Source organism: Intestinimonas sp. MSJ-38, from assembly GCF_018917925.1.
Taxonomy (GTDB): Bacteria; Bacillota; Clostridia; order Oscillospirales; family Butyricicoccaceae; genus Pseudobutyricicoccus.
The window spans coordinates 89,911-109,117 of record NZ_JAHLPO010000006.1 but is presented as its reverse complement, the minus strand read 5'-3'; the positions used below and the strand labels follow the sequence as shown (position 1 = coordinate 109,117).

At 50.2% G+C, this 19,207-nt stretch carries 17 protein-coding genes; 12 read left to right on the top strand and 5 right to left on the bottom strand.

Annotated elements, in window-relative coordinates:
* Positions 1-59: 59 nt before the first annotated feature.
* Positions 60-794, bottom strand: coding sequence for an SH3 domain-containing protein (locus KQI26_RS05780; RefSeq protein WP_118748018.1), 735 nt, complete (start codon positions 792-794; stop codon positions 60-62).
* A 214-nt stretch (positions 795-1,008) separates the two neighbouring features.
* Here KQI26_RS05780 and KQI26_RS05775 point away from each other — a divergent pair, with 214 nt between their 5' ends.
* Genes KQI26_RS05775 through KQI26_RS05765 form a run of 3 tightly spaced genes read left to right on the top strand, consistent with a single transcriptional unit; the run spans position 1,009 to position 3,268 of the window.
* On the top strand, positions 1,009-1,404 hold the full coding sequence (locus KQI26_RS05775) for a BlaI/MecI/CopY family transcriptional regulator (protein WP_216503653.1): 396 nt from the start codon (positions 1,009-1,011) through the stop codon (positions 1,402-1,404).
* The gene (locus tag KQI26_RS05770; RefSeq protein WP_216503652.1) at positions 1,401-1,772 is read left to right on the top strand and encodes a hypothetical protein; all 372 of its coding nucleotides are present in this window, start codon (positions 1,401-1,403) and stop codon (positions 1,770-1,772) included. Before KQI26_RS05775 ends, KQI26_RS05770 begins: the two co-directional genes overlap by 4 nt.
* Complete coding sequence (locus KQI26_RS05765; protein ID WP_253292703.1) at positions 1,772-3,268, top strand: M56 family metallopeptidase; 1,497 nt, start codon at positions 1,772-1,774, stop codon at positions 3,266-3,268. The genes KQI26_RS05770 and KQI26_RS05765 overlap by 1 nt, the downstream gene beginning before the upstream one ends.
* 119 nt (positions 3,269-3,387) lie before the next feature.
* Here the strand turns inward: KQI26_RS05765 and KQI26_RS05760 are convergent, their stop codons facing one another.
* Positions 3,388-3,945: a flavodoxin family protein gene (locus tag KQI26_RS05760; RefSeq protein ID WP_216503650.1), complete on the bottom strand. Its 558-nt coding sequence runs from the start codon at positions 3,943-3,945 to the stop codon at positions 3,388-3,390.
* A 141-nt stretch (positions 3,946-4,086) separates the two neighbouring features.
* Here KQI26_RS05760 and KQI26_RS05755 point away from each other — a divergent pair, with 141 nt between their 5' ends.
* Positions 4,087-5,253 carry an aminotransferase class I/II-fold pyridoxal phosphate-dependent enzyme gene (locus KQI26_RS05755; RefSeq protein WP_216503649.1) on the top strand — a complete coding sequence of 389 codons (1,167 nt, stop codon included), beginning with the start codon at positions 4,087-4,089 and terminating at the stop codon, positions 5,251-5,253.
* A gap of 345 nt (positions 5,254-5,598) precedes the next feature.
* On the opposite strand, the gene pcp is transcribed toward KQI26_RS05755, so the two are convergent.
* A complete protein-coding gene (pcp, locus tag KQI26_RS05750; RefSeq protein ID WP_216503648.1) occupies positions 5,599-6,240 on the bottom strand; it encodes a pyroglutamyl-peptidase I in 642 nt (213 codons plus the stop codon).
* Between the two features lie 231 nt (positions 6,241-6,471).
* Between pcp and KQI26_RS05745 the strand changes: the two genes are divergently transcribed.
* On the top strand, positions 6,472-8,154 hold the full coding sequence (locus KQI26_RS05745) for an FAD-dependent oxidoreductase (RefSeq protein ID WP_216503647.1): 1,683 nt from the start codon (positions 6,472-6,474) through the stop codon (positions 8,152-8,154).
* Here KQI26_RS05745 and KQI26_RS05740 read toward each other — a convergent pair.
* A complete protein-coding gene (locus KQI26_RS05740; RefSeq protein WP_216503646.1) occupies positions 8,139-9,041 on the bottom strand; it encodes a LysR family transcriptional regulator in 903 nt (300 codons plus the stop codon). The two genes, KQI26_RS05745 and KQI26_RS05740, sit on opposite strands and share 16 nt — an antisense overlap.
* A 169-nt stretch (positions 9,042-9,210) precedes the next feature.
* Between KQI26_RS05740 and KQI26_RS05735 the strand changes: the two genes are divergently transcribed.
* The gene (locus tag KQI26_RS05735) at positions 9,211-10,146 is read left to right on the top strand and encodes a 4Fe-4S binding protein (RefSeq protein WP_216503645.1); all 936 of its coding nucleotides are present in this window, start codon (positions 9,211-9,213) and stop codon (positions 10,144-10,146) included.
* Positions 10,147-10,956: 810 nt separating this feature from the next.
* On the opposite strand, the gene KQI26_RS05730 is transcribed toward KQI26_RS05735, so the two are convergent.
* Positions 10,957-11,193 carry a helix-turn-helix domain-containing protein gene (locus KQI26_RS05730; RefSeq protein WP_216503644.1) on the bottom strand — a complete coding sequence of 79 codons (237 nt, stop codon included), beginning with the start codon at positions 11,191-11,193 and terminating at the stop codon, positions 10,957-10,959.
* A gap of 133 nt (positions 11,194-11,326) precedes the next feature.
* Between KQI26_RS05730 and KQI26_RS05725 the strand changes: the two genes are divergently transcribed.
* From KQI26_RS05725 to KQI26_RS05700, 6 genes are read left to right on the top strand one after another with little or no spacing between them, the layout of a single operon-like run.
* Entirely contained in the window at positions 11,327-12,256 is a 930-nt protein-coding gene (locus KQI26_RS05725; RefSeq protein WP_216503643.1) for a YafY family protein, read from the top strand.
* Between the two features lie 30 nt (positions 12,257-12,286).
* Positions 12,287-14,794 (top strand): dynamin family protein, encoded by a 2,508-nt coding sequence (locus KQI26_RS05720; RefSeq protein WP_216503642.1) that lies wholly within the window; start codon positions 12,287-12,289, stop codon positions 14,792-14,794.
* Positions 14,787-15,149, top strand: coding sequence for a hypothetical protein (locus tag KQI26_RS05715; RefSeq protein WP_216503641.1), 363 nt, complete (start codon positions 14,787-14,789; stop codon positions 15,147-15,149). Before KQI26_RS05720 ends, KQI26_RS05715 begins: the two co-directional genes overlap by 8 nt.
* A 14-nt stretch (positions 15,150-15,163) precedes the next feature.
* A complete protein-coding gene (locus KQI26_RS15285; RefSeq protein WP_253292694.1) occupies positions 15,164-18,184 on the top strand; it encodes an ATP-binding protein in 3,021 nt (1,006 codons plus the stop codon).
* Positions 18,184-18,882, top strand: a complete 699-nt coding sequence (locus KQI26_RS05705) for a DUF3920 family protein (RefSeq protein WP_216503640.1) — start codon at positions 18,184-18,186, stop codon at positions 18,880-18,882. The genes KQI26_RS15285 and KQI26_RS05705 overlap by 1 nt, the downstream gene beginning before the upstream one ends.
* A gap of 17 nt (positions 18,883-18,899) precedes the next feature.
* Positions 18,900-19,184, top strand: coding sequence for a hypothetical protein (locus KQI26_RS05700; protein WP_216503639.1), 285 nt, complete (start codon positions 18,900-18,902; stop codon positions 19,182-19,184).
* The last annotated feature ends 23 nt before the right edge of the window (positions 19,185-19,207 follow it).

Here is a 19,207-nt window from a genome sequence, read left to right as displayed (position 1 = left end):
CATATGGTTAAAATGCACAAAAGTCGGCTGGAATAAGCAGCCGACTTTTGCAAAATAGCTTAACGGATGTAACGGGCGCTGGCATATCCCAGTGTGCCGTTGTAATCCACACTGTACCAGCCGTTCCAGTGGCCCAGTACTTTGATCTTATCGCCCTTGTAGGCCCGGGTGATGACCGAAGAAGTGAGATCAGGGCGGGAGCGGATGTTGAGAGCGCCGCTGGAAATGGCCACCGTTCCCCACCATTCCGGGCCGGGGACAATAAAGGGAAGGTTGAAATATTGGGTGAGGGAGACCGCCAGATTGGAGGCGATGGCCGGGAGGTTTTCGGTGATCCACTGGGCGTCTTCCAGATTGTCGTGATAGGCGATTTCCACCAGGTTGGCGGGGGCCTTGGAGCGGGCTACTTCATAGAGAGTGGTGGTGGAAACGGTGCGCACCAGGGAGGGCTGGGGGTAGATCAGCCGCAGATTGCCGGCGAAGATCTCGGCGGCCCGCCGTCCTTTTTGGCTGGTGGGGTAATAGAAAACCAATGAACCGCGCACTTTGCCGGAATTGGATGGGCCAGCGGCATTGGAGTGAAGAGCCAGGTAAAAGTCGTAATCTCCCTGATTGGCCTGGCGCACCGAGGATACCGCCGTCATATCAGGGGTGTTACGGGTATAGCAGATGGTATTGGGACGCAAATAGGGCACCAGTTCGTCGGCCAGAAGGTTCATATAGTACTCTTCCGTCCCGCCGGTGACATAGCGATTTTCCTCCTGGGTGGAGGGACTTAAATAAATGCAGGGCATAACCGTCCTCCTGTCAGATGTTTTCTCTAACAGGATATGAAAGAACAACGGAAAGGGTGTCGAAAGGCCAGGCCGATGCCGTTTGCTTTGATGCGAATCTCAAAAAGGAGTAAAAAGAATTAGTGATATTAAGAATTAGTAATGCAAAATATATTGACACGCTTTGAGATCGGTGATAAAGTAAAGACAATACATGGGAAAGAGAGGAGATCCTATGAAGAAACTCACCCAGAGTGAATGGGAGATCATGGATATTTTGTGGGGTGCGGATCATCCTTTGTCCCGGAGTGAGATTCTGGAGCATCCCGGGGAGCGAGGGTGGAAAGACAGCTCTCTGCATATTTTGATCAACAGTATGCTGGAGAAGGGGGCCATTCAGGTGGCCGGATACCAAAAAACAGGGAGCCATTATGGGCGCATCTTTGCTCCGGCCTTTACCCAATCCCAATATGCCGTTTCCCAGCTTCGTTCTATGGGAATTGGAGAGAGGGGGAAAAATCAGGTCGTCAAGAATTTCTTCAGCGATTTGCTGGAAGGGCTCTATCTGGATGAGGATACTCTGGAAGAGTTGGAGCAGATGCTGAAAGAGAAAAGAGGAGGGGGAAAATGAATGTGACGCTCTATTCTCTGTTGACGGCCCTGGTGGTCTCCGGGATTTTTTCCTTGCTGCTGGTTTTGCTGTCCTTTCAAACCACATGGATCATGAAACTGGGATTGTGGCCATTGTGTGTTCTGCTGCTTTTGGCCGGGCTTCGGATGTGGCTGCCGGTGGAAATGCCTTTTGCCAGACCGGTGGAGCTGGAACTGGAAAAAGGCAGTGCCTGGCTGAGCCGCCCCCTGTGGGGAGAACTCTCCCTGGGAGAGGGATTGGCTTTTTTGTGGCTGCTGGGCATTCTCCTTTTGCTGGGCCGCTTGTTTGCGGGCTGGAAAACGCACCAGAAACAAATGGGGCATGGGAGGAAGCGCCGGAAGAAGTGATGCAGCTGTTTCATCGCTGCATTCCCCGGGGGAAAGGCAATGTCTGCATAGCCAGAGACATCAAAGCACCATACATCAGCGGGTTTTTCACCCCCACCATCGCTTTGCCTCCGGTTCGATGGCCGGAAGAGGACCTGCGTCTCATCCTTCTTCATGAATGGCAGCATTTTTGTAACCGGGATCAATGGATCAAGCTGGTGTTTTATGGGTTTTGCTGCGTGTTTTGGTGGAATCCTGTGATGTGGCTGCTGAAACGGCAGCTGGATCAGCTGCTGGAGCTGCGGTGCGATTTTAAAGTGCTGGAAAAATTGCCGGAAGAAGAGCGGGACAGCTATTATGAAATGCTGCTGCGCACCTATCGGGCGATCCGGACCACTGAGCCGGGAAAAGCAGCAGAAGAAGGAAGAAAACCTTGGCCCAGGTTCTATCGGCATAGAGTGATACAGCGTTTTCGATTGGGTCTGAATTTCGGCCTGGTGGGAAACAAGGGCAGAAAAGCCGGGAGAGCATTGGCTCTGGCGTCCCTTTTCGCTTTTGTCTGTTCCTATGCGGTGGTATTTCAGCCGGAACCGTGGCGGGAAAGTTCTATTCAAAGCACGGCCACCATGGAAGGAAGTGCAGAGAGCGGAATCATCCCAAAGCCAGAGCTTTCCCAGATGGCCTATACTTCGGTTTCTCATGAACGGGAAACCAATGACTGGTTGGATTATTATTTCCTGATGGAAAAAGATCGGATCATGGTCATTGTCGGGAATGAGGTCTGGGATTTTGATACCCATGAAGTGTTGTTTACCCTGCCGGAAAATCTGAATCTGTCCCAGACCTGGGAAGAGAGTGCCAGACCTTCCGCTGTGTGCTTGGATGAAAAAGGGAATTTGGTTGTGCTCTTTGCCCGGGCCAAGGATCACATGGCCTGGATTGAGCGTTTCACCAAGGGGGGAGTCCGTCAAGGAGAACCGGTAAAGCTGGATGGCCTGGATATGGGAGAGCCGGTGATTATGGGAGAGGAAGGAGAGGGATATTTCCTTCCGGTGGATCAGATGCAGGTTTGGGGAAATCGGATCGTGCTGCGCTCCAGTCAGAATACATTTCAGGTTTTTGATGAGATGGGCCAGCTGTTATACAGCCGGTCTGGCGTGATGGATTTTGATATGGATTCGCAAGGGAATCTCTTTTTCCTCACAGAAGAGCACAATCAGACCACCTTACATCGGATGGACAGTGCGGCCGGAGAGGAAATTTTTGCAGTTACACAAGACGAGTTGTATTTCCATTTGTCCGCAGGAAAAGACAAGGTATATCTGATGGCGGGGGATACGATCCAGGCCTTTTCTTCGCAGAATGGGGAATGGGAAGAGGAGCTGATGACATTGCCTTCTCAAATGAATGGAGTTCATACAGCAAGATTTGTAGTGAGAAAGGATGGCTCTATCTGTATTTTAGCCGGAGCAGCAGACGGTCAAAATTTTGTGGATATTGTTTGCAGTCCTCAATAAAAAGAAAAACAAAAGCCCTGCCGGCTTTTCGGCAGGGCCTTTGTTTTCAATGTTTGACAAGGCGTATAGATTTACAGGTAAATCCTCTGGTTTTATAAAGGAAATCAGAGAGAAAAGGGTTATTGCTGCTTTTCGTTCAGTTCATAACACAGATGCCAGGCGGCACTTTGGATGGCCTTGGGCATATAGTCGGAAGAGAAGCGAGTGACAGGCAGTCGTTCCCGTACATCCATCCCCATATGCTTCAGGGTGTCTTCCATAAGGCCCAGGCAGCGGATGGCTCCATTGCCGGAACCTCCGGCACAGGCCACGATCATGGCTTTTTTTCCGTTCAGGGCGTGATTGACCTTGCAGTCGCACCGACGCACCCGATCCAGCAGCGCTTTCAGGGGTTCGGCCATATCGTGCCAATAGACCGGCGTCACCAGGGCCAGAGCGTCGCATTGCTGCATCAGGGAATAAAGGCGGTTGAAGTCGTCCTCCAGCACACAGGTGCCTTTTTGGGCACACTGGCCGAAGCCGGTGGAGCATACCTGGCAGCGGCCGATGTTCAGACGGTTGAGATGCACCTCGCTGCACTCCATACCGTATTCCAGAACGCCGCTCACCAAAGCGGATTTGCATTTTGCGGTGAGCCCTTCTTGGTTGGGGCTGCACCAGATGACCAGCAGAGACATTGCGCATTCCTCCTTTGCTGTTATTATGAAGGAACAAAAAGAAAGGCGCAAGTTTTTTGGGGGGGGGAAGGGAAAAACGGTCTTTTCCATGGATATGGGATGTGGTAGGATAAAAGAAAAAGGATAGAAAGGGGTAAGCATATGCAGCAGCATACATGGGTTTCCCACCGGTGCCGGCCTTCGGGAGAGGGGAGCAATTTTGCCCAGGGAGCGGAGCAATATTCCGACCTGATCGATCTGACCATCGGGGACCCGGATCTTCTCACATCAGAAAAAATTCTGGAGCCGGCCTTTGAGGATGCTCGCCGGGGACACACCAAATACACCCATCCCATGGGGGATGGAGAGCTGCGTCAGGAGATCTGCCGGTATTATCAAAGAGCCTATGGCCTTTCCATCAACTTGAATGAGGTGTTCGTCACCACAGCTGGATGTATCGGTATGACCGAAGCACTTTTGGCCACCATCGATCCTGGGGACGAGGTCATCATTCCGGACCCCTATTTCATGGTGTATCCCGACCAGGTGCGTCTGGCCGGTGGCGTGCCGGTGTTTCTGGAGACCCGGGGGGATGAAAATTTTGCCCTCAATCCCCAGCGGCTGGAGAGCCTGATCACCCCCAAGACCCGGGCGATTCTGATCAATACCCCCAATAACCCCACCGGCGCCGTCTATTCCAAAGAGAACCTTCAGCAGGTGGCAGAAATCTGTATCCGCCACAATTTGCTGGCTATTTGCGACGATATTTACACCGGATTCGTCTTTGGCGGGGCGCAGTTCACTCCCATGATCACCATTGAGGGGATGCGTCACCGGACGGTATGCGTCAATTCTTTTTCCAAAAACTTTGTTATGACCGGTATGCGGGTGGGCAATCTGGTAGCACCGCCGGAAATCATCCAGGCCGTGGACTATCTGAATGGGTTTATGATGTATACGGCTCCTAGTATCTCTCAGCGGGCCGCCATTTATGCGCTGCGCCAGGCGGAGGAGATCACTCCCCAGGTGGCTGCCGAGTTTGGCCGCCGGTTGGAATATGCCGCCGGGCGCATCGAGAAAATTCCGGGAATGAGCGTGCACAAACCCCAGGGGAGCATTTATCTGTTCCCTTCGGTGAAGGAGAGCGGTTTGACCAGCTTCCAGGCGGTGCGGCGTTTGCTGGAGAAAGCCCATGTGCTCACCATGCCGGGCGAACTGTTCGGCCAGGCCGGAGAAGGATTCCTGCGTATTGCCTGCACCCAGGGCATCCCCCGGCTGAAAGAGGCCTTTGACCGGATCGAAGAAACCCAGGCCCTGATGGGACATTGATAAAAGGAGAAAAGAAAAACCGGGTGGCGGAACAAATTCCGCCACCCGGTTTTAAACTGTCAAAAAACGATATGGCGAAAAAGGCCGTTTGCCTTACCATTCACCAATTCGTAAAAACCGGCGACCTGTGCGCCGGTTTTTTTACACTTCTCAAGGGCGGGGCGCCCCGCCGGTCCGGTGGCCGGACGGCCATACTTTCTTTGGTCCGGTGTCCGGACGGCCATACTTTCTTTGCTTTTCTGCGTACAACCGGCCCGGCGCGGGAGCGCAGTATGGGAGCGGCGGCACTCCGCCAGACCCTTGCAAAAACTCGAAAAAGTGGCCTAAGCCACTTTTTCGACAGGCTTAGTGTTCTGCGCCCTCGGCGGTGTGTACATCCTGGGTGTTTTCCACACAGACCCCCAGAGCGGCCGTGATGCCTTTTATCATCTCCGGCACCGACAGAGAAGGGGTACCCGGTTTGTCCACCACCTGGCAGGTGGCGTAGGGTACATGGACAAAGCCACCCCGGATGGTGGGGAAGCTGTGGTGGATATGATACAGCAGTCCGTACATCAGATCATTGCACACATAGGTTCCTGCGGTGTTGGACACCTGAGCGGGAATGCCTTCCTGCCGGATGGCCTGCACCATGGCCTTGATGGGCAGGGTGGAAAAATAGGCGTTTTCCCCTTGGGAGAATACCGGCTCATCCACCGGCTGATTGCCCTTGTTGTCGGGGATGCGGGCGTCCCGCAGATTGATGGCCACCCGTTCGGGGCAGATGGCCTGCCGTCCCCCTGACTGGCCGATGCACACCACCACATCGGGCCGTTCTTGCTCCATGGCCTGGCGCACCCTTTCAATGGCCTCGCCGAACACACAGGGGACGATTTTCTTCACCACCCGAGCACCGGAAATGGTTTCCGGCAGGCTTTCCACGATCTGCTGGGCTGGATTGATGGTCTCTCCACCGAAGGGCTCAAAGCCCGTTACTAAAATTTTCATGGAACCGTTTCCTCCTTCATTTGTTCTTAGGGTCAGTATAGCACCTTTCCCTGGCCCTCACAAGCCTGCCGGACAGTATATCGCCATATCGCTGACCAAAGAAAATGGGATGATTCATAGGTGAAAGCCTATGAAAAAGATGGAAAGATGCTATTTTACTTTGCTTTGGGGATGTGTTATGATAAAAACAACAGTTGAGCAAAACAACAGAACAAAAAGGAGGTCTTTTTTGTGAAAGTTTTGATTGTAGGTGGCGTGGCTGGCGGCGCTTCCGCAGCGGCCCGTCTGCGTCGTTTGGATGAAAAGGCAGAGATCATTATGTTCGAGCGGGGAGAGTACATCTCCTTTGCCAACTGCGGCCTGCCCTATTACATCGGCGGTGAGATCAACAAGAAATCGGCTCTCACTCTCCAGACACCCCAGAGCTTCAACAGCCGGTTCAATGTGGATGTGCGGGTATGGAATGAAGTCACCGCCATCGATGCGGAGAAAAAGCAGGTCACTGTACACAATGTTCAGACCGGTGAGGACTATACCGAAAGCTATGACGAGCTGATTCTGTCCCCCGGCGCGGCGCCCATGGTGCCCAAGATGGACGGGGTGGACGATCCTCGGGTGTTCACTCTGCGGAACATTCCCGACACCGTCAAGATCCGGGACTATGTGGAAGAAGAGTTTCCCGAAAGCGCCGTTGTGGTAGGCGGCGGCTATATCGGCGTGGAAATGGCGGAAAATCTGAAAAAGGCCGGGCTGAAAGTGACCATTGTGGAGCTGGCCGACCATGTGATCGCTCCTCTGGATGGGGATATGGCCGCCGAAGTCCATCGCTATCTCCGGGATCAGGGCGTGGAACTGATGCTGGGCAAGGCCGTTCAGAGCATGGAGGACAAGGGCGGCAAGCTGACCCTCCACCTGTCTGAGGGAGAGATCGAAACCGATATGGTGATCCTGTCGGTGGGCGTGCGCCCCGACACCGCCCTGGCCCAGTCTGCCAGACTGGAGCTGAACCCCAAGGGAGCCATTGTGGTCAACGAGCATATGCAGACCTCCAAAGAGCATATCTACGCCGTGGGTGATGCCATTGAGATCGTGGACTTCGTCACCGGCAAGAAGGGCTATGTGCCTCTGGCTGGCCCGGCCAACAAACAGGGCCGCATTGCCGCCGACAACATCTGCGGCATCAAGAGCAGCTATAAAAACACCCTGGGTTCCTCGGTGCTGAAGATCTTCGACATGACCGTGGCCATGACCGGCGTCAATGAGCGCACCGCCCAGGCCGCCGGGCTGGATTATGACAAGGTCTATACCTATTCCCAGTCCCATGCCAGCTATTATCCTGGCGGACACGGCATCTCCATCAAGACCCTCTATGAAAAGGGCACCGGCAAGATTCTGGGCGCCCAGCTGGTGGGCTATGACGGCGTGGACAAGCGCTGCGATGTGATCGCCACCGCCATCCGGGCCGGCATGACTGCCTATGACCTCACCGAGCTGGAGCTGTGCTATGCACCTCCCTTTGGTTCGGCCAAGGACCCGGTGAACTTTGTGGGCTATGTGATCGAAAACACCCTCACCGGCAAGGTGAAGAACTTCTTCTGGAACGATGTGGAGAAGCTGCCCCGGGACGGCTCTGTCACATTGCTGGATGTGCGCACTCCCTCTGAGCGGGAAGTGGGCCATATCCCCGGCTTTATCCATATCCCCCTGGATGAGCTGCGCCAGAGAGCAGGGGAACTGCCCCAGGACAAGCCGGTCTACATTCACTGCCATTCCGGCCTGCGCAGCTATCTGGCCTGCCGGATGCTCACCGGCCTGGGCTATGATTGCTACAACCTGTCCGGCGGCTGGCGGTTCTATGAGATCGCTGTCAACGATAAGCTGACCCCGGATCACGGCTGCTACGATCCCAAATAATCTTCCGGCGTCCCGGCGGCCTGCTGCATACAGTCCATCAGGTGGCGCAAAGGCTCGGATAGATATTTGTTTTTGTGATACACCAATCGGAAGGAACGGGTCAGCTGGGCGTCGGCCAGGCGCAGCAGCCGCAGGCGGCCCGCACCCGCCCGGGGCTGGGCCAGCAGACGGGAGATCACCGTCAGCCCCTGGCCCTCTTCCACGGCGCTGAGGATGGAATCGGCGCTGTGGCATACCCATTTGGGGTAGATCTCAATTTGTCTGGCCCGGAGATAATCTTCAAACAAAGCCCGTGTTCCCGACCCCTTTTCCCGCAGGACAAAGTTCTGCCCTTCCAGTTCCTCCGGATGGAGGGTTTCCCGGAAGGCAAAGGGGTGATCGGGGGCGCAGGCCAGCACCAGCTCGTCCTCGATCACCGGCAGCGTGCACAGATCGGGGCTTTCCACCAATCCTTCCACCAGGGCCACATCCAGCTGGCTTTCCAGCAGCATTTCCTCAATGAGCCGGGTGTTGTCCACAAAGACCTGCACCTGGGACAGGGGAAACAGCTCTTCATACCGGTGGATGATGGGGGAGAGGACGCAGGCGCCCACCGTGATGGTGGCGCCCACCCGCAGAAGCATCTGGGCGGAGGAATTGCGCATGCTGCGCTCCATTTCGTCAAAAAGACTGACGATGTGCCGGGCATAGGACAAAAGGCGCTCTCCCTGGGGTGTGATATAGAGTTTTTTGGACAGCCGTTCAAAGAGTTTGACACCGTAGCTTTTCTCCATGTCGGAAATGACTTGGCTGACGGTGGGCTGGGCAATATAAAGTTGTTTGGCCGCCAGGCCCATTTTGCCGGTCTCGGCCACGGCGATGAAAATGCGCAGATGACGGATGGTCACAAAAATCGCTCCTCTTTGGCAATGTGATAGGTTTTTGCCTATGATTTCGATTCAATATTACTATTTTACCTGATGGATGACAAGAGGGATAATAGAAGCAAGACGAGGAAAGGCTTTTCGGTGTGAGGAAGAGCCTGAACAGAACGGAAAGACGATGGAGGATAACAATATGGCTATTACACAGAGCGATATCAAGCGAGTCAAGGCAGAGGGCTTTTTGCTCAACCGTGGCACCGAGGAGTTTTCTGGCCGGATCATCACCGAAAACGGCATCCTCACCGCCCAGCAGATGCAGGTGCTCAGCGAAGCTGCTGCCAAATACGGCAATGGCAAGATCGAGTTCACCTCCCGGCTGACAGTGGAGTGCCCGGGCATCCACTATGACAACATCCCCGCTTTCCAGGAAGCGGTGAAAAAAGGCGGCATGCTCACCGGCGGTACCGGCTCCAAGGTGCGCCCTGTGGTCAGCTGCAAAGGCACCACCTGTGTCTTTGGCCTGTATGACACCCAGGAACTGGCCAAGGAGATTCACGACAAGTTCTACACCGGCTATCACGATGTGATCCTGCCCCACAAGTTCAAGATCGCCGTGGGTGGCTGCCCCAACAACTGCGTCAAGCCTGACCTGAACGATCTTGGCATTGTAGGCCAGAAGGTCATCAAGATCCTCCCCGAAAGCTGCAAAGGCTGCCCCTCCTGCTCCATGATCGATAACTGCCCCATGAACGCCATTTCCATGAAGGATGGCAAGGCGGTCATCGACGCCAGCCTGTGCAACAACTGCGGCCGTTGCTCGGGAGCCTGCCGCTTCGGCGCCACCGAGGAGAGCGAGACCATGTACAAGGTCTATGTAGGCGGCAAGTGGGGCAAGCGGGTGCGCATGGGCAGCCCCTTGCAGAAGCTGTTCACCCGGGACGAAGTCATCGATGTGGTGGAAAAGGCCATCCTGCTCTTCAAGCAGAAGGGCATCTCTGGTGAGCGTTTCGGCGACACTGTGGAGCGCCTGGGCGTGGACAAAGTAGAAAAGATGTTGGTGTCCGACAATCTGCTCAAGCGGAAGGAAGAGATCCTGGAGATCGAAACCGTGGCCGGCGCCAAGTGCTAAGCAAAATAGTCGTTCAGTCATCATAAACAAAAAACAAGCGGGAAAGCAAAGCGCTCTCCACATAGGGGCAACACCAACAAATACGTTCAGAGCATGTAAAAGGAGTGGCACACCAAGCGGTGTGCCACTCCTTGTTTCGCTGGGATTTATGTTACTTTGCCATTGCCTCCAGATGAAGGCCACAGTCTGAGCGCGGGTGTAGTCCGCGTTGGGGCTGAAGGTGATATTGCTGTTTTCCTTGGCGGTCTCCTCTTTGACAGCCCACAGTATTGCGTCGGCATAGTAGGCGCTGTTTTCCACGTTGGTGAAGAGGTTCACGCTGCCAGAGGCGGTGCTGCCTTGGGAGCGCCATAGGGGCGTGACAATCTGGCCGCGGTTACAGGTTATACCAGGCCTGAAAGTGGTGGTGCTGGTGTCGGTGGTGATACTCTCCTCAACGTCCTAGATTACGGCGTCCTCATAAACTCCCGCGCCAGACAGAACCCTGTAATGAAGCTGTCGATGGGCAAATCCTCGGCAATCTGGTCTTTACAGTCAATAATTTGCAGTACTAAACTGTGATTGAACTTATCCAGCCGCTTAGTGAGCGTTTGGCGAGATGACTTGATCTCAGCCTTGAGCTGCCTCGCAGGAAGCCTTTCGTAGAAGCTGCCGTATAGTGCTTTCAACAGTTCGTTCGTGCGCAGAGCCTCTTGGTAGTAAGATACAATAAGCACAGGAATAGTAAAAAGCAATACAAAACAAAATAGAAAATATTTCAAAAAGGACAACTATTGTCCAGACTATATGCTATAATGAAAATATAATTTGTCAGTTATCCTCGAAATTGAGAAATTTATGCGACGGAACCTCCAGTACGGCGGCAATGTCAAACAGGGTGTCCAGCGACAGTGCCTTGGGGATGTTGGGTGCTTCCAGATGTCCGATAAAGGCCGGTGTCAGCCCCACCTGCTCCGCCAGCTCCTCCTGTGTTAGCCCCCGGAGCTTGCGATAGTAGGCAATTTTCAACCCGATCTGGCGGTATTTCTCTGTGTAAATCTCTTTCATCTGCGATTCCTCCAAGCACCCTTAATGTTACCGAATCGCGACAATAATTGACATGAGCAGAAAATTATATTATCATAATTTACAGATAGTATTTTATGCTTGCCAGCATATATACATCTGATGGGAGGCCCTTATGGACGCGACAGCTGTGAAATCGGAACGCTTATTGCAGATCTACTCCAAGCTGGTCAGCGGAGAAATTCTGAAGAAAAAAGAATTGGCGCAGCACTTCCATGTCACAGAACGGAGCATCCAGCGTGACATAGAGGCGCTGCGCTGTTTTTTTGCCGAAGAAGGCCTTCTCCAGGATGTGGTCTACGATAAGAAAGCGCGAGGCTACCGCATGGAGAATCCTGCGCTGCGAACATTGGAGAACAGCGAGATCCTGGCGGTGTGCAAGATCCTGCTGGAGAGCCGCTCCATGCGCCGGGACGAGATGTTCCCGATTCTGGACAAGCTGATCGCCTGCTGTGTGCCGGAGCGGAACCGCAAAGCAGTGCAGGAACTGCTGGCAAATGAGAAGTACCACTATATCGAGCCACGCCATGGGCAGCCAGTGCTGAATGGAATGTGGGAGCTGGGACAGGCCATTCAGAACCATCAGATAATAGAGATTGAGTATGAGCGCCTAAAGGAGCCTCGACTGGTAAAACGCAAGGTCAAACCGGTGGGCATCATGTTCTCCGAATACTACTTCTACCTCACTGCATTTCTGGAGGATAAAGAGAGCTTTGAGAACCCGGACGACCTGTTCCCAACCATCTACCGCATCGACCGAATTCGCTCGTTCAGAGTAACGGAGGAGCACTTCGCGGTGCCTTATAAAGACCGCTTCCAGGAAGGGGAGTTCCGTAAGCGGGTACAGTTCATGTACGGCGGTAAGCTGGAACACATCAAGTTCAAATACACTGGACCATCTATTGAGGCAGTGCTGGATCGGCTACCTACAGCGGAGATCGTGGAGCAGGACGAGGACGGGTGGCTCGTCACTGCAGAGGTGTTCGGCAAAGGAATTGATATGTGGCTGAGAAGCCAAGGGGAGAACATTCAAACCATCAACTAAAATATAGAATAAATGAGGAGGAAATTAACGATGAGTAGCCAAAAGCTGAAAATGACATATCATCCTGCGAAAAAGGAAGTGCTGTTTGAACGCTTTGGTGCAGAAGGCACCCCTGTCACCATTCGGAGCGATAGTAAGCTATACAAGTACATGAACAAAAAAGGACAATTCATTCTGCAGGATCATGGTGACGCCTTTTTTGAAGATATTGCTAAAGCGTTTGACGGAGAATCTTCTGTAGACATGGAAGTGGTTACAACAAAAAGTGATTTTGGAGATTTTGAGCAAATGGTTGAATATTACAACGAAGGGCACAGTGTGAAAATTAATGCTACCCTGTTAGCAGAATTGCCTGACATGAACACAACCTACACAAAAGTAAAGGAACATGGTGAAAAGGCAATTGCTATTCTCAAAAAACACAGGGAGGACTTCCATACCATTCAGACAGATACTCCTGCCGTCAAAGAGAGCATAGATAGTTTTTCGCAAGAAGTCTATAAGGCTTCAGCGCTCATTCGAGAAAAGATTGATTGCATGGGTGACAATAACATCAATCTTTGTTTCGCCGGAGTGTACAGTACCGGTAAATCAACTCTGATTAATGCAATCTTAGGATACAGGATTCTTCCTGAAGCGATTCATTCTGAAACTGCTCGGATGTTCGAAATCAAGAGCCCTCAGAAAGGAGAACCTGTAAAAATCATTTTTGAAATTGAAGGATTTTTTTCCGAACTCATTTGGAACGAAAAAACGAACGTATTCGAATTTGGCGCTGCTCCAACTGAGAATATGGTTCGGGAGGACATCCAAAAGGTAATCAATTCGGTCAGCCATGAACTGCAGCATGTACAAGTTTTTGAAATTCTGAAGAAATTCAATTGTCTAAAAGATGTGGGATCGGTCATAAAAATTCGATTTCCTATTCCGCTGGACACGCCGAGCATCCAATTTACTATTTATGACACTCCCGGAGCCGACAGTAATTATCTGGAGCATCAGGAGGTCTTGAAAGATGCTCTGGCTGAACAAACGCATTCAATTCTTGTCTTTGTGGCTGCACCCAACAAGCTCGAAGGATCTGGCAATAATGCGCTCTTATCTTACCTTAAAGACGCCGAGGAAAAGGATAGCAAAACCAGCATCGATATTGGCAGATCGCTCTTTGTAATTAACTTAATAGATTCTTTCAATGATCCCGAGCAACGTCAAACTTTACGTGAAGCAAAAATTGTCCATAAAAAAAAGAAAGAAAAAGACGGCGATACTGATAGTGTTGAAGACAGTGGTGAGGAGTTTTCCATAGCACTTGCGAACAAGAAATTGTTCTTTACATCTGCGTTATATGGGTATGCGGCAAAGGCCAAAGAAAACCAAGTCTCTACCCCTGTTGAGGATCGTTTAATTAAGAATAGATATAACGAAGTTGTCGATGAGGAGGATGGGCGGTATTATAGCTTAAATCATGTTGCAACATCGGAGTGCGCAACAAAAAAACTGCTTGCTTATTGCGACGAAGCAATGGAAAGGGCTTTGGCTGACGATGATAGGTTGACTGCTATGAGAATTGGCTCGGGTGTTTATGCTCTTGAACGAGAAATTTTGAATTATGGTGAAAAATATGCTGGCGCAGTAAAGGCGTTTGCTATTATCGATAGCGTAGATAAAGCACTTTCCGTCATGAGCAGAACGGCCAAGTCTTTGGACCAGCAAAATCAAGAAGATATCAGCACAGTGACTCGTGAGATTGAGCAGTTGCGTACAGCTTTGAAGGAGAGCATTGCCGAAACATACAAACGGTATGAGATTAAGGACGGAAAGCTTCCGGATGAGGTAATCAAGGTCCTTCATTTAGATGCGGACTATCTATATCAAAATATCAACCAACCCACAATGTCTTTTATTGAGAAGTTGCTCAAAGGTTGGTTTTTCGGTCTTGGTAAGGTAAAAGCCAAGGAATCTCACAAAGCGGATGTCAAACAAAAAATCAAAACTATTCTTTCGGACTATACAAGAGAATTCCTTAAGACCAGACAGACTGTGCTGGAAAAAGTGCGTGATTCCTTTATAGAAGAAATCCAGACCGTTATCCGTAATAACGGCAATATTAGTGAACAAGCAAAGGCATATGTTTGTGAAATCATTCCCCCGGAAGTCAAAAAAGCAACAAATCTTGTCGAATTTGGAGATATATATGACAGCAATCGACGTACTGAAAATGTGCTGTTTTGGGAAAGAACTACGGTCGATAAGGAGTCCTTTAAGGAAGATGTTACCAGCGAACTGGCAACCATCACCGGGAAGATGGCATCGGATTTCACAGAGGACTATAAAAAGGCAGTATCCACGCTGCTGAATCAGGTGCAGGCAGAATTCGTGCTTAATATGGACAATTACTCTATTCTTATGAAGGCGAAACTCTCTGACAAAAAAGCCATGGAAGAGCTCCACAAGAAAATCGTTTCGGCAGAGGAGGCATTGCTGCTATGCCAGCAGGATCTGAATTCTACGATATGGAGTGTGAATAATAATGGTTGAGAGGTACACGCGCAATGGAGTTGTTGATCGTGCAGCAATCGCAAAAGATGTGAAAATGTGTAAGCTTACTGCGGCAGAAATTCAGGATCTCTGTGAGAACAAGATAGTTCAAGATGCATTCATCGGAAACAGTTATGCAAATAAGCAGCCAAAGGAGAAATGGAACAAGGATTATCTTGAACGATTGTATTATGCAGTCGCGGCGGAGAGTTTCAATCTGGACTACCTACTATATCTCAACGAGGTTGCGAATTTTGTGGCAAAAGCAAAATTCAAGAAAGTTGTCATCGCAGGTGTCATTATAGTGTTAGTTATCATTGCAGGAGTGGTTGTATTTAGTTACATTCTTGCATAGAGGAGATTATGCTAATGGAGCCAATGGAAAGAATCCCAAAAGAGGAGGAGCTTCTTCAGAACCTTGACAAAATTGCCTTCACATTGGACAAGGCATATTTGGATCACATAGAGGAATGTGCGGTCCTTCCCTTTGATGAATTCTACAATAAAAAAGCCAAGATATCATACAGTTCGAACATTCGATCTGTGCGCATTGGTCGATGGGTATATGACAAAAATGAAAAGATCATTGATTGCTTTAAAAATGTACTTAGCGTTTTTTCGGGAAGCAGCAACTCTTTAGGACTTGTGATAAGGCGCACTTTGAGCAATGTGGAAATGTTTTTTGTGACTCAGAATACTGGTGAAGGGCGCAATGAGGATAGCAGAAACGACATAGGGTTGTTGTCCGATTCTCTTCGAGGAAATTTCTTCGGAAGTGAGATTGATATCGTTGACTCTGGGGAAACCAGCACAGTGATGAAGAAACTTCTGGATTTTGAGACATACAAATCAATTTCTTGCCTTTGCAATGTCCCTTCGGATAAGTCCGAGGAATATGTATCACAAGGGATAGACAAATTGCTTAATGGCATTGTTCCTAAAAATGAGGAAGATAGCTATGTAATCCTCATCTTAGCCGAAGCATTAGATAAAGAAAAGGTGCGTCAGATTCTAACCGGATATGAAGATATCGCTACAGCATTAACACCATTTTCGGGCTATCAATTTCAGTTGGGGAAAAATTCGACAGAAACATTTAGTGAAATGGAGACCCTTTCCCATAGTGAAGGAATCAGCACTTCCATAAACAAAACCCATTCTGTTAATTTGGGGATGAGCGCAATAGCTGAAGGTACTGGTGCACATATAGGATATGGGTATTCCAAATCTATAGGGAAGACTATCAGTTCTAATGATACTCAGTCAAAGGGAATTACACAGGGACTATCGTTGGGAACATCTGATAGCACAACATACACTTATAAGTCGTATGTTGTGAACGATCTAATTAAAAAACTCGAAAAAACCATAGAACGCATCCAGGTGAGTCAGGCAAACGGATTGTGGTGCAGTGCTTCTTATGTGCTTGCAAGAGATGCGAAAACAAGTAAAAATGTTGCAAATTTTTTGTGTTCGTTAACTCAAGGAGATGAGTCGTTCACTGAACCTGCGTTTATCCAAGAATGGTCGTATCAGCACAACAACGGAGTTACCGCATTTGGAGAACTCAGAAAATACTTGTCGCATTTTTCTCATCCTGTATTTATGTTTGAGAACGCTATAGCCGTTACACCGACAGCTTATGTTTCTACCATTGAATTGGCTAAATTATTTGCTTTCCCTAAAAACTCTGTTCAGGGCCTGCCGGTTATAGGGTGTGCCCGCTTCGGGAGAGAGCCTCATTTTGAAAGAGCATCAAAGCCTTTGATTGATATCGGTTGTACCTATCATATGCGCACTGTTGAACATTCTAATAGGGTTCTTCTCGACAAATCAGCATTAACTTCTCACGCCTTCATTACAGGTTCAACAGGCTCCGGTAAATCCAACACCGTATACACGCTGTTGAAAGAACTCTGCTTTACGAATGAATCCAATGCTCACTTCCTGGTCATTGAACCGGCAAAGGGTGAGTATAAGCAAGTGTTTGGTGGTTGTCCTGATGTTTCGGTTTATGGCACGAACTTCAAGATGGCTAATCTGCTGCGGCTCAATCCGTTCTCGTTCCCTGAGGAGATTCATGTTCTGGAGCACATTGATCGGCTTGTGGAGATTTTCAATGCCTGCTGGCCCATGTATGCGGCAATGCCTGCCGTGCTGAAAGATGCCATCGAATCGTCCTATGTTAGCTGTGGCTGGAGCCTGACCCATTCCGTTTGCGAGCCCAAGCGTTTTCCGACCTTTGAAACTCTTTTGAAAAAACTGCCGGAGATCATGGACAGTTCTGCCTATTCAAAGGATACCAAGGGGGATTATACCGGTGCGCTGGTCACTCGCGTCAAGTCTCTTACCAATGGCATTAACGGACAAATCTTCTGTTCCGGCGAAGAGCTCTCCAGTGAGCAACTTTTTGATCAGAATGTCATTGTAGATTTGAGCCGGGTCGGTTCTATGGAAACCAAGTCTCTCCTGATGGGTATTCTGATGATCAAGCTGCAGGAATACCGCATGGCAAAAGCTGATGAGACCAATGTGGGCTTGCGGCATGTAACCGTGCTGGAGGAAGCGCATAATCTTCTCCGGCGCACTTCGTCTGAGCAGTCCCAGGACAGTTCCAATCTGCAGGGTAAATCTGTCGAAATGCTGGCCAATGCTATTGCGGAAATGCGTACATATGGCGAAGGGTTCATTATTGCGGATCAGGCACCCGGTCTGCTGGACATGGCGGTCATTCGCAATACAAACACAAAAATCATCATGCGTTTGCCCGACGAATCCGACCGTATGTTGGTTGGCAAAGCGGCTGGACTGACAGATGATCAGATTGTCGAACTCTCCAAACTGGACTGCGGTGTTGCTGCCGTATTCCAAAACCACTGGCTGGAAGCTGTTCTGTGCAAAGTGGACGAGTTTCCCGAGGAAGAGAAGAAACCGCTTTCTTACTCCGGGAACGATCCTGTTGAAACGCTGCAAAACGGCGCTCCCCGGATGAATGTCTTTTTTGAGAAACTCCTGGGTAAACCGACCGATACCGAGTTGTCCGATGAAGAAGTGGACAAGGTTAGAACTTGGATTGATAGTCTGAACATCGCACGCAATACCAAAATGCGGATGCTCTCTGTGCTGGAAGCCAAGGAGGCGCAGGAACTCCCTGACAAGAGGAAATTGCTGTACCGTATTGTCAATGGCAATGATTTTCTGAAGTATGCCGGTACTGTATCAGATCGTGAAGTCGGCATGCGCGTAATTGACCAAAGAATTATGGAGATGCTTGAAGTTTCGATGAACCTTGCGGAAGAAATCCGTAAGCAGGTATTCATTTTTGCGGCAGATCGCATTAATAGAATGCCGCAGCATAATGAATTGCTCTACTACGGAGGTGTGAAGTGATGAGTTTCCTTCCAAAAGCGGAATCTCTTTCTGTGAAGGAAAGCTCGGAGCAGCAGCTCGACTCGGTGAAACAGTGGGTAGATCGCATTGAACTGCCGGATGATTCTGCAGCGTGGCAGAATTCCATCGAACTGCCGGAAGATATGAGTGACCGTGCTGCCACTTCAGCGGAAACACATGAGTCCGACCGATCCCGCTTTGAAGAAGGCCGGCAAATTGAGAGGCTGGTGCAGTGCCTCAACAATATGCCGGAGATCAAGCGGGAAAACTGGCTCAATCTTTCTTTTGAGGCTCGGGTGAAGGTTGTACAAAGAATCGAAAACCAGGCTGCCAAAATAGGTTGCCGTCCGGCACTTACTGTTGAGTCGGCTCCTATGAATAAAAATGAACGGGGAGGTATGAACTGGGGCTCTCAAAAAATTGTGATTAACGAAAGCCTGCTTCGCTCGAATAAACCAGAAGACTTCCGGCAGGCCATGAAGACACTGCTCCACGAAAGCCGACATGCGTACCAATACAGCAATGTCTCTTTGGAACGTACAGAACCCAATGAGGAGAAGTATAAAGCCTGGGCGCTGAATTATGCGACAGGCTATTTGGCGGCAAATATCTTTGGCTTCAGAAGATACTACCTTCAGCCTCTGGAAGTGGATGCGAGAGTCTTTTCCGAGGCCGTAGTATCCAAATTGAAGATTTAATAAGGAGGGGTTGCTATATGGAAAATATTCGAGAACTCCTTATGTCGCGCTTTGGCTATTCTGAGCAAGATGCCTGCGTGCTGTGCAACGATTTGGAGCAGTTGGATCAAGCGCTTGTCCCAGTGTTGACCAAGTGGATCAAAGACAGTGATTGTTCAGATTCTATGGAGTACAGCGGATATTCGATTAACTCGTTGTGCGCTGAGTATGGAATGAATTTCATTGCCGCGTTGCTCACGCTTGACTGGATCATAAAGGAACCCGAGCAAGCAATTCCCGCCATCAAAAGCGGGATCATGTAACAATTGTTAGTGGAAGGAGGTCG

Coding starts and splice junctions, on each gene's coding strand:
- KQI26_RS05780 (WP_118748018.1), bottom strand. CDS start 794: ATGCCCTGCATTTATTTAAGTCCCTCCACCCAGGAGGAAAATCGCTAT.
- KQI26_RS05775 (WP_216503653.1), top strand. CDS start 1,009: ATGAAGAAACTCACCCAGAGTGAATGGGAGATCATGGATATTTTGTGG.
- KQI26_RS05770 (WP_216503652.1), top strand. CDS start 1,401: ATGAATGTGACGCTCTATTCTCTGTTGACGGCCCTGGTGGTCTCCGGG.
- KQI26_RS05765 (WP_253292703.1), top strand. CDS start 1,772: ATGCAGCTGTTTCATCGCTGCATTCCCCGGGGGAAAGGCAATGTCTGC.
- KQI26_RS05760 (WP_216503650.1), bottom strand. CDS start 3,945: ATGTCTCTGCTGGTCATCTGGTGCAGCCCCAACCAAGAAGGGCTCACC.
- KQI26_RS05755 (WP_216503649.1), top strand. CDS start 4,087: ATGCAGCAGCATACATGGGTTTCCCACCGGTGCCGGCCTTCGGGAGAG.
- pcp (WP_216503648.1), bottom strand. CDS start 6,240: ATGAAAATTTTAGTAACGGGCTTTGAGCCCTTCGGTGGAGAGACCATC.
- KQI26_RS05735 (WP_216503645.1), top strand. CDS start 9,211: ATGGCTATTACACAGAGCGATATCAAGCGAGTCAAGGCAGAGGGCTTT.
- KQI26_RS05730 (WP_216503644.1), bottom strand. CDS start 11,193: ATGAAAGAGATTTACACAGAGAAATACCGCCAGATCGGGTTGAAAATT.
- KQI26_RS05725 (WP_216503643.1), top strand. CDS start 11,327: ATGGACGCGACAGCTGTGAAATCGGAACGCTTATTGCAGATCTACTCC.
- KQI26_RS05720 (WP_216503642.1), top strand. CDS start 12,287: ATGAGTAGCCAAAAGCTGAAAATGACATATCATCCTGCGAAAAAGGAA.
- KQI26_RS05715 (WP_216503641.1), top strand. CDS start 14,787: ATGGTTGAGAGGTACACGCGCAATGGAGTTGTTGATCGTGCAGCAATC.
- KQI26_RS15285 (WP_253292694.1), top strand. CDS start 15,164: ATGGAGCCAATGGAAAGAATCCCAAAAGAGGAGGAGCTTCTTCAGAAC.
- KQI26_RS05705 (WP_216503640.1), top strand. CDS start 18,184: ATGAGTTTCCTTCCAAAAGCGGAATCTCTTTCTGTGAAGGAAAGCTCG.
- KQI26_RS05700 (WP_216503639.1), top strand. CDS start 18,900: ATGGAAAATATTCGAGAACTCCTTATGTCGCGCTTTGGCTATTCTGAG.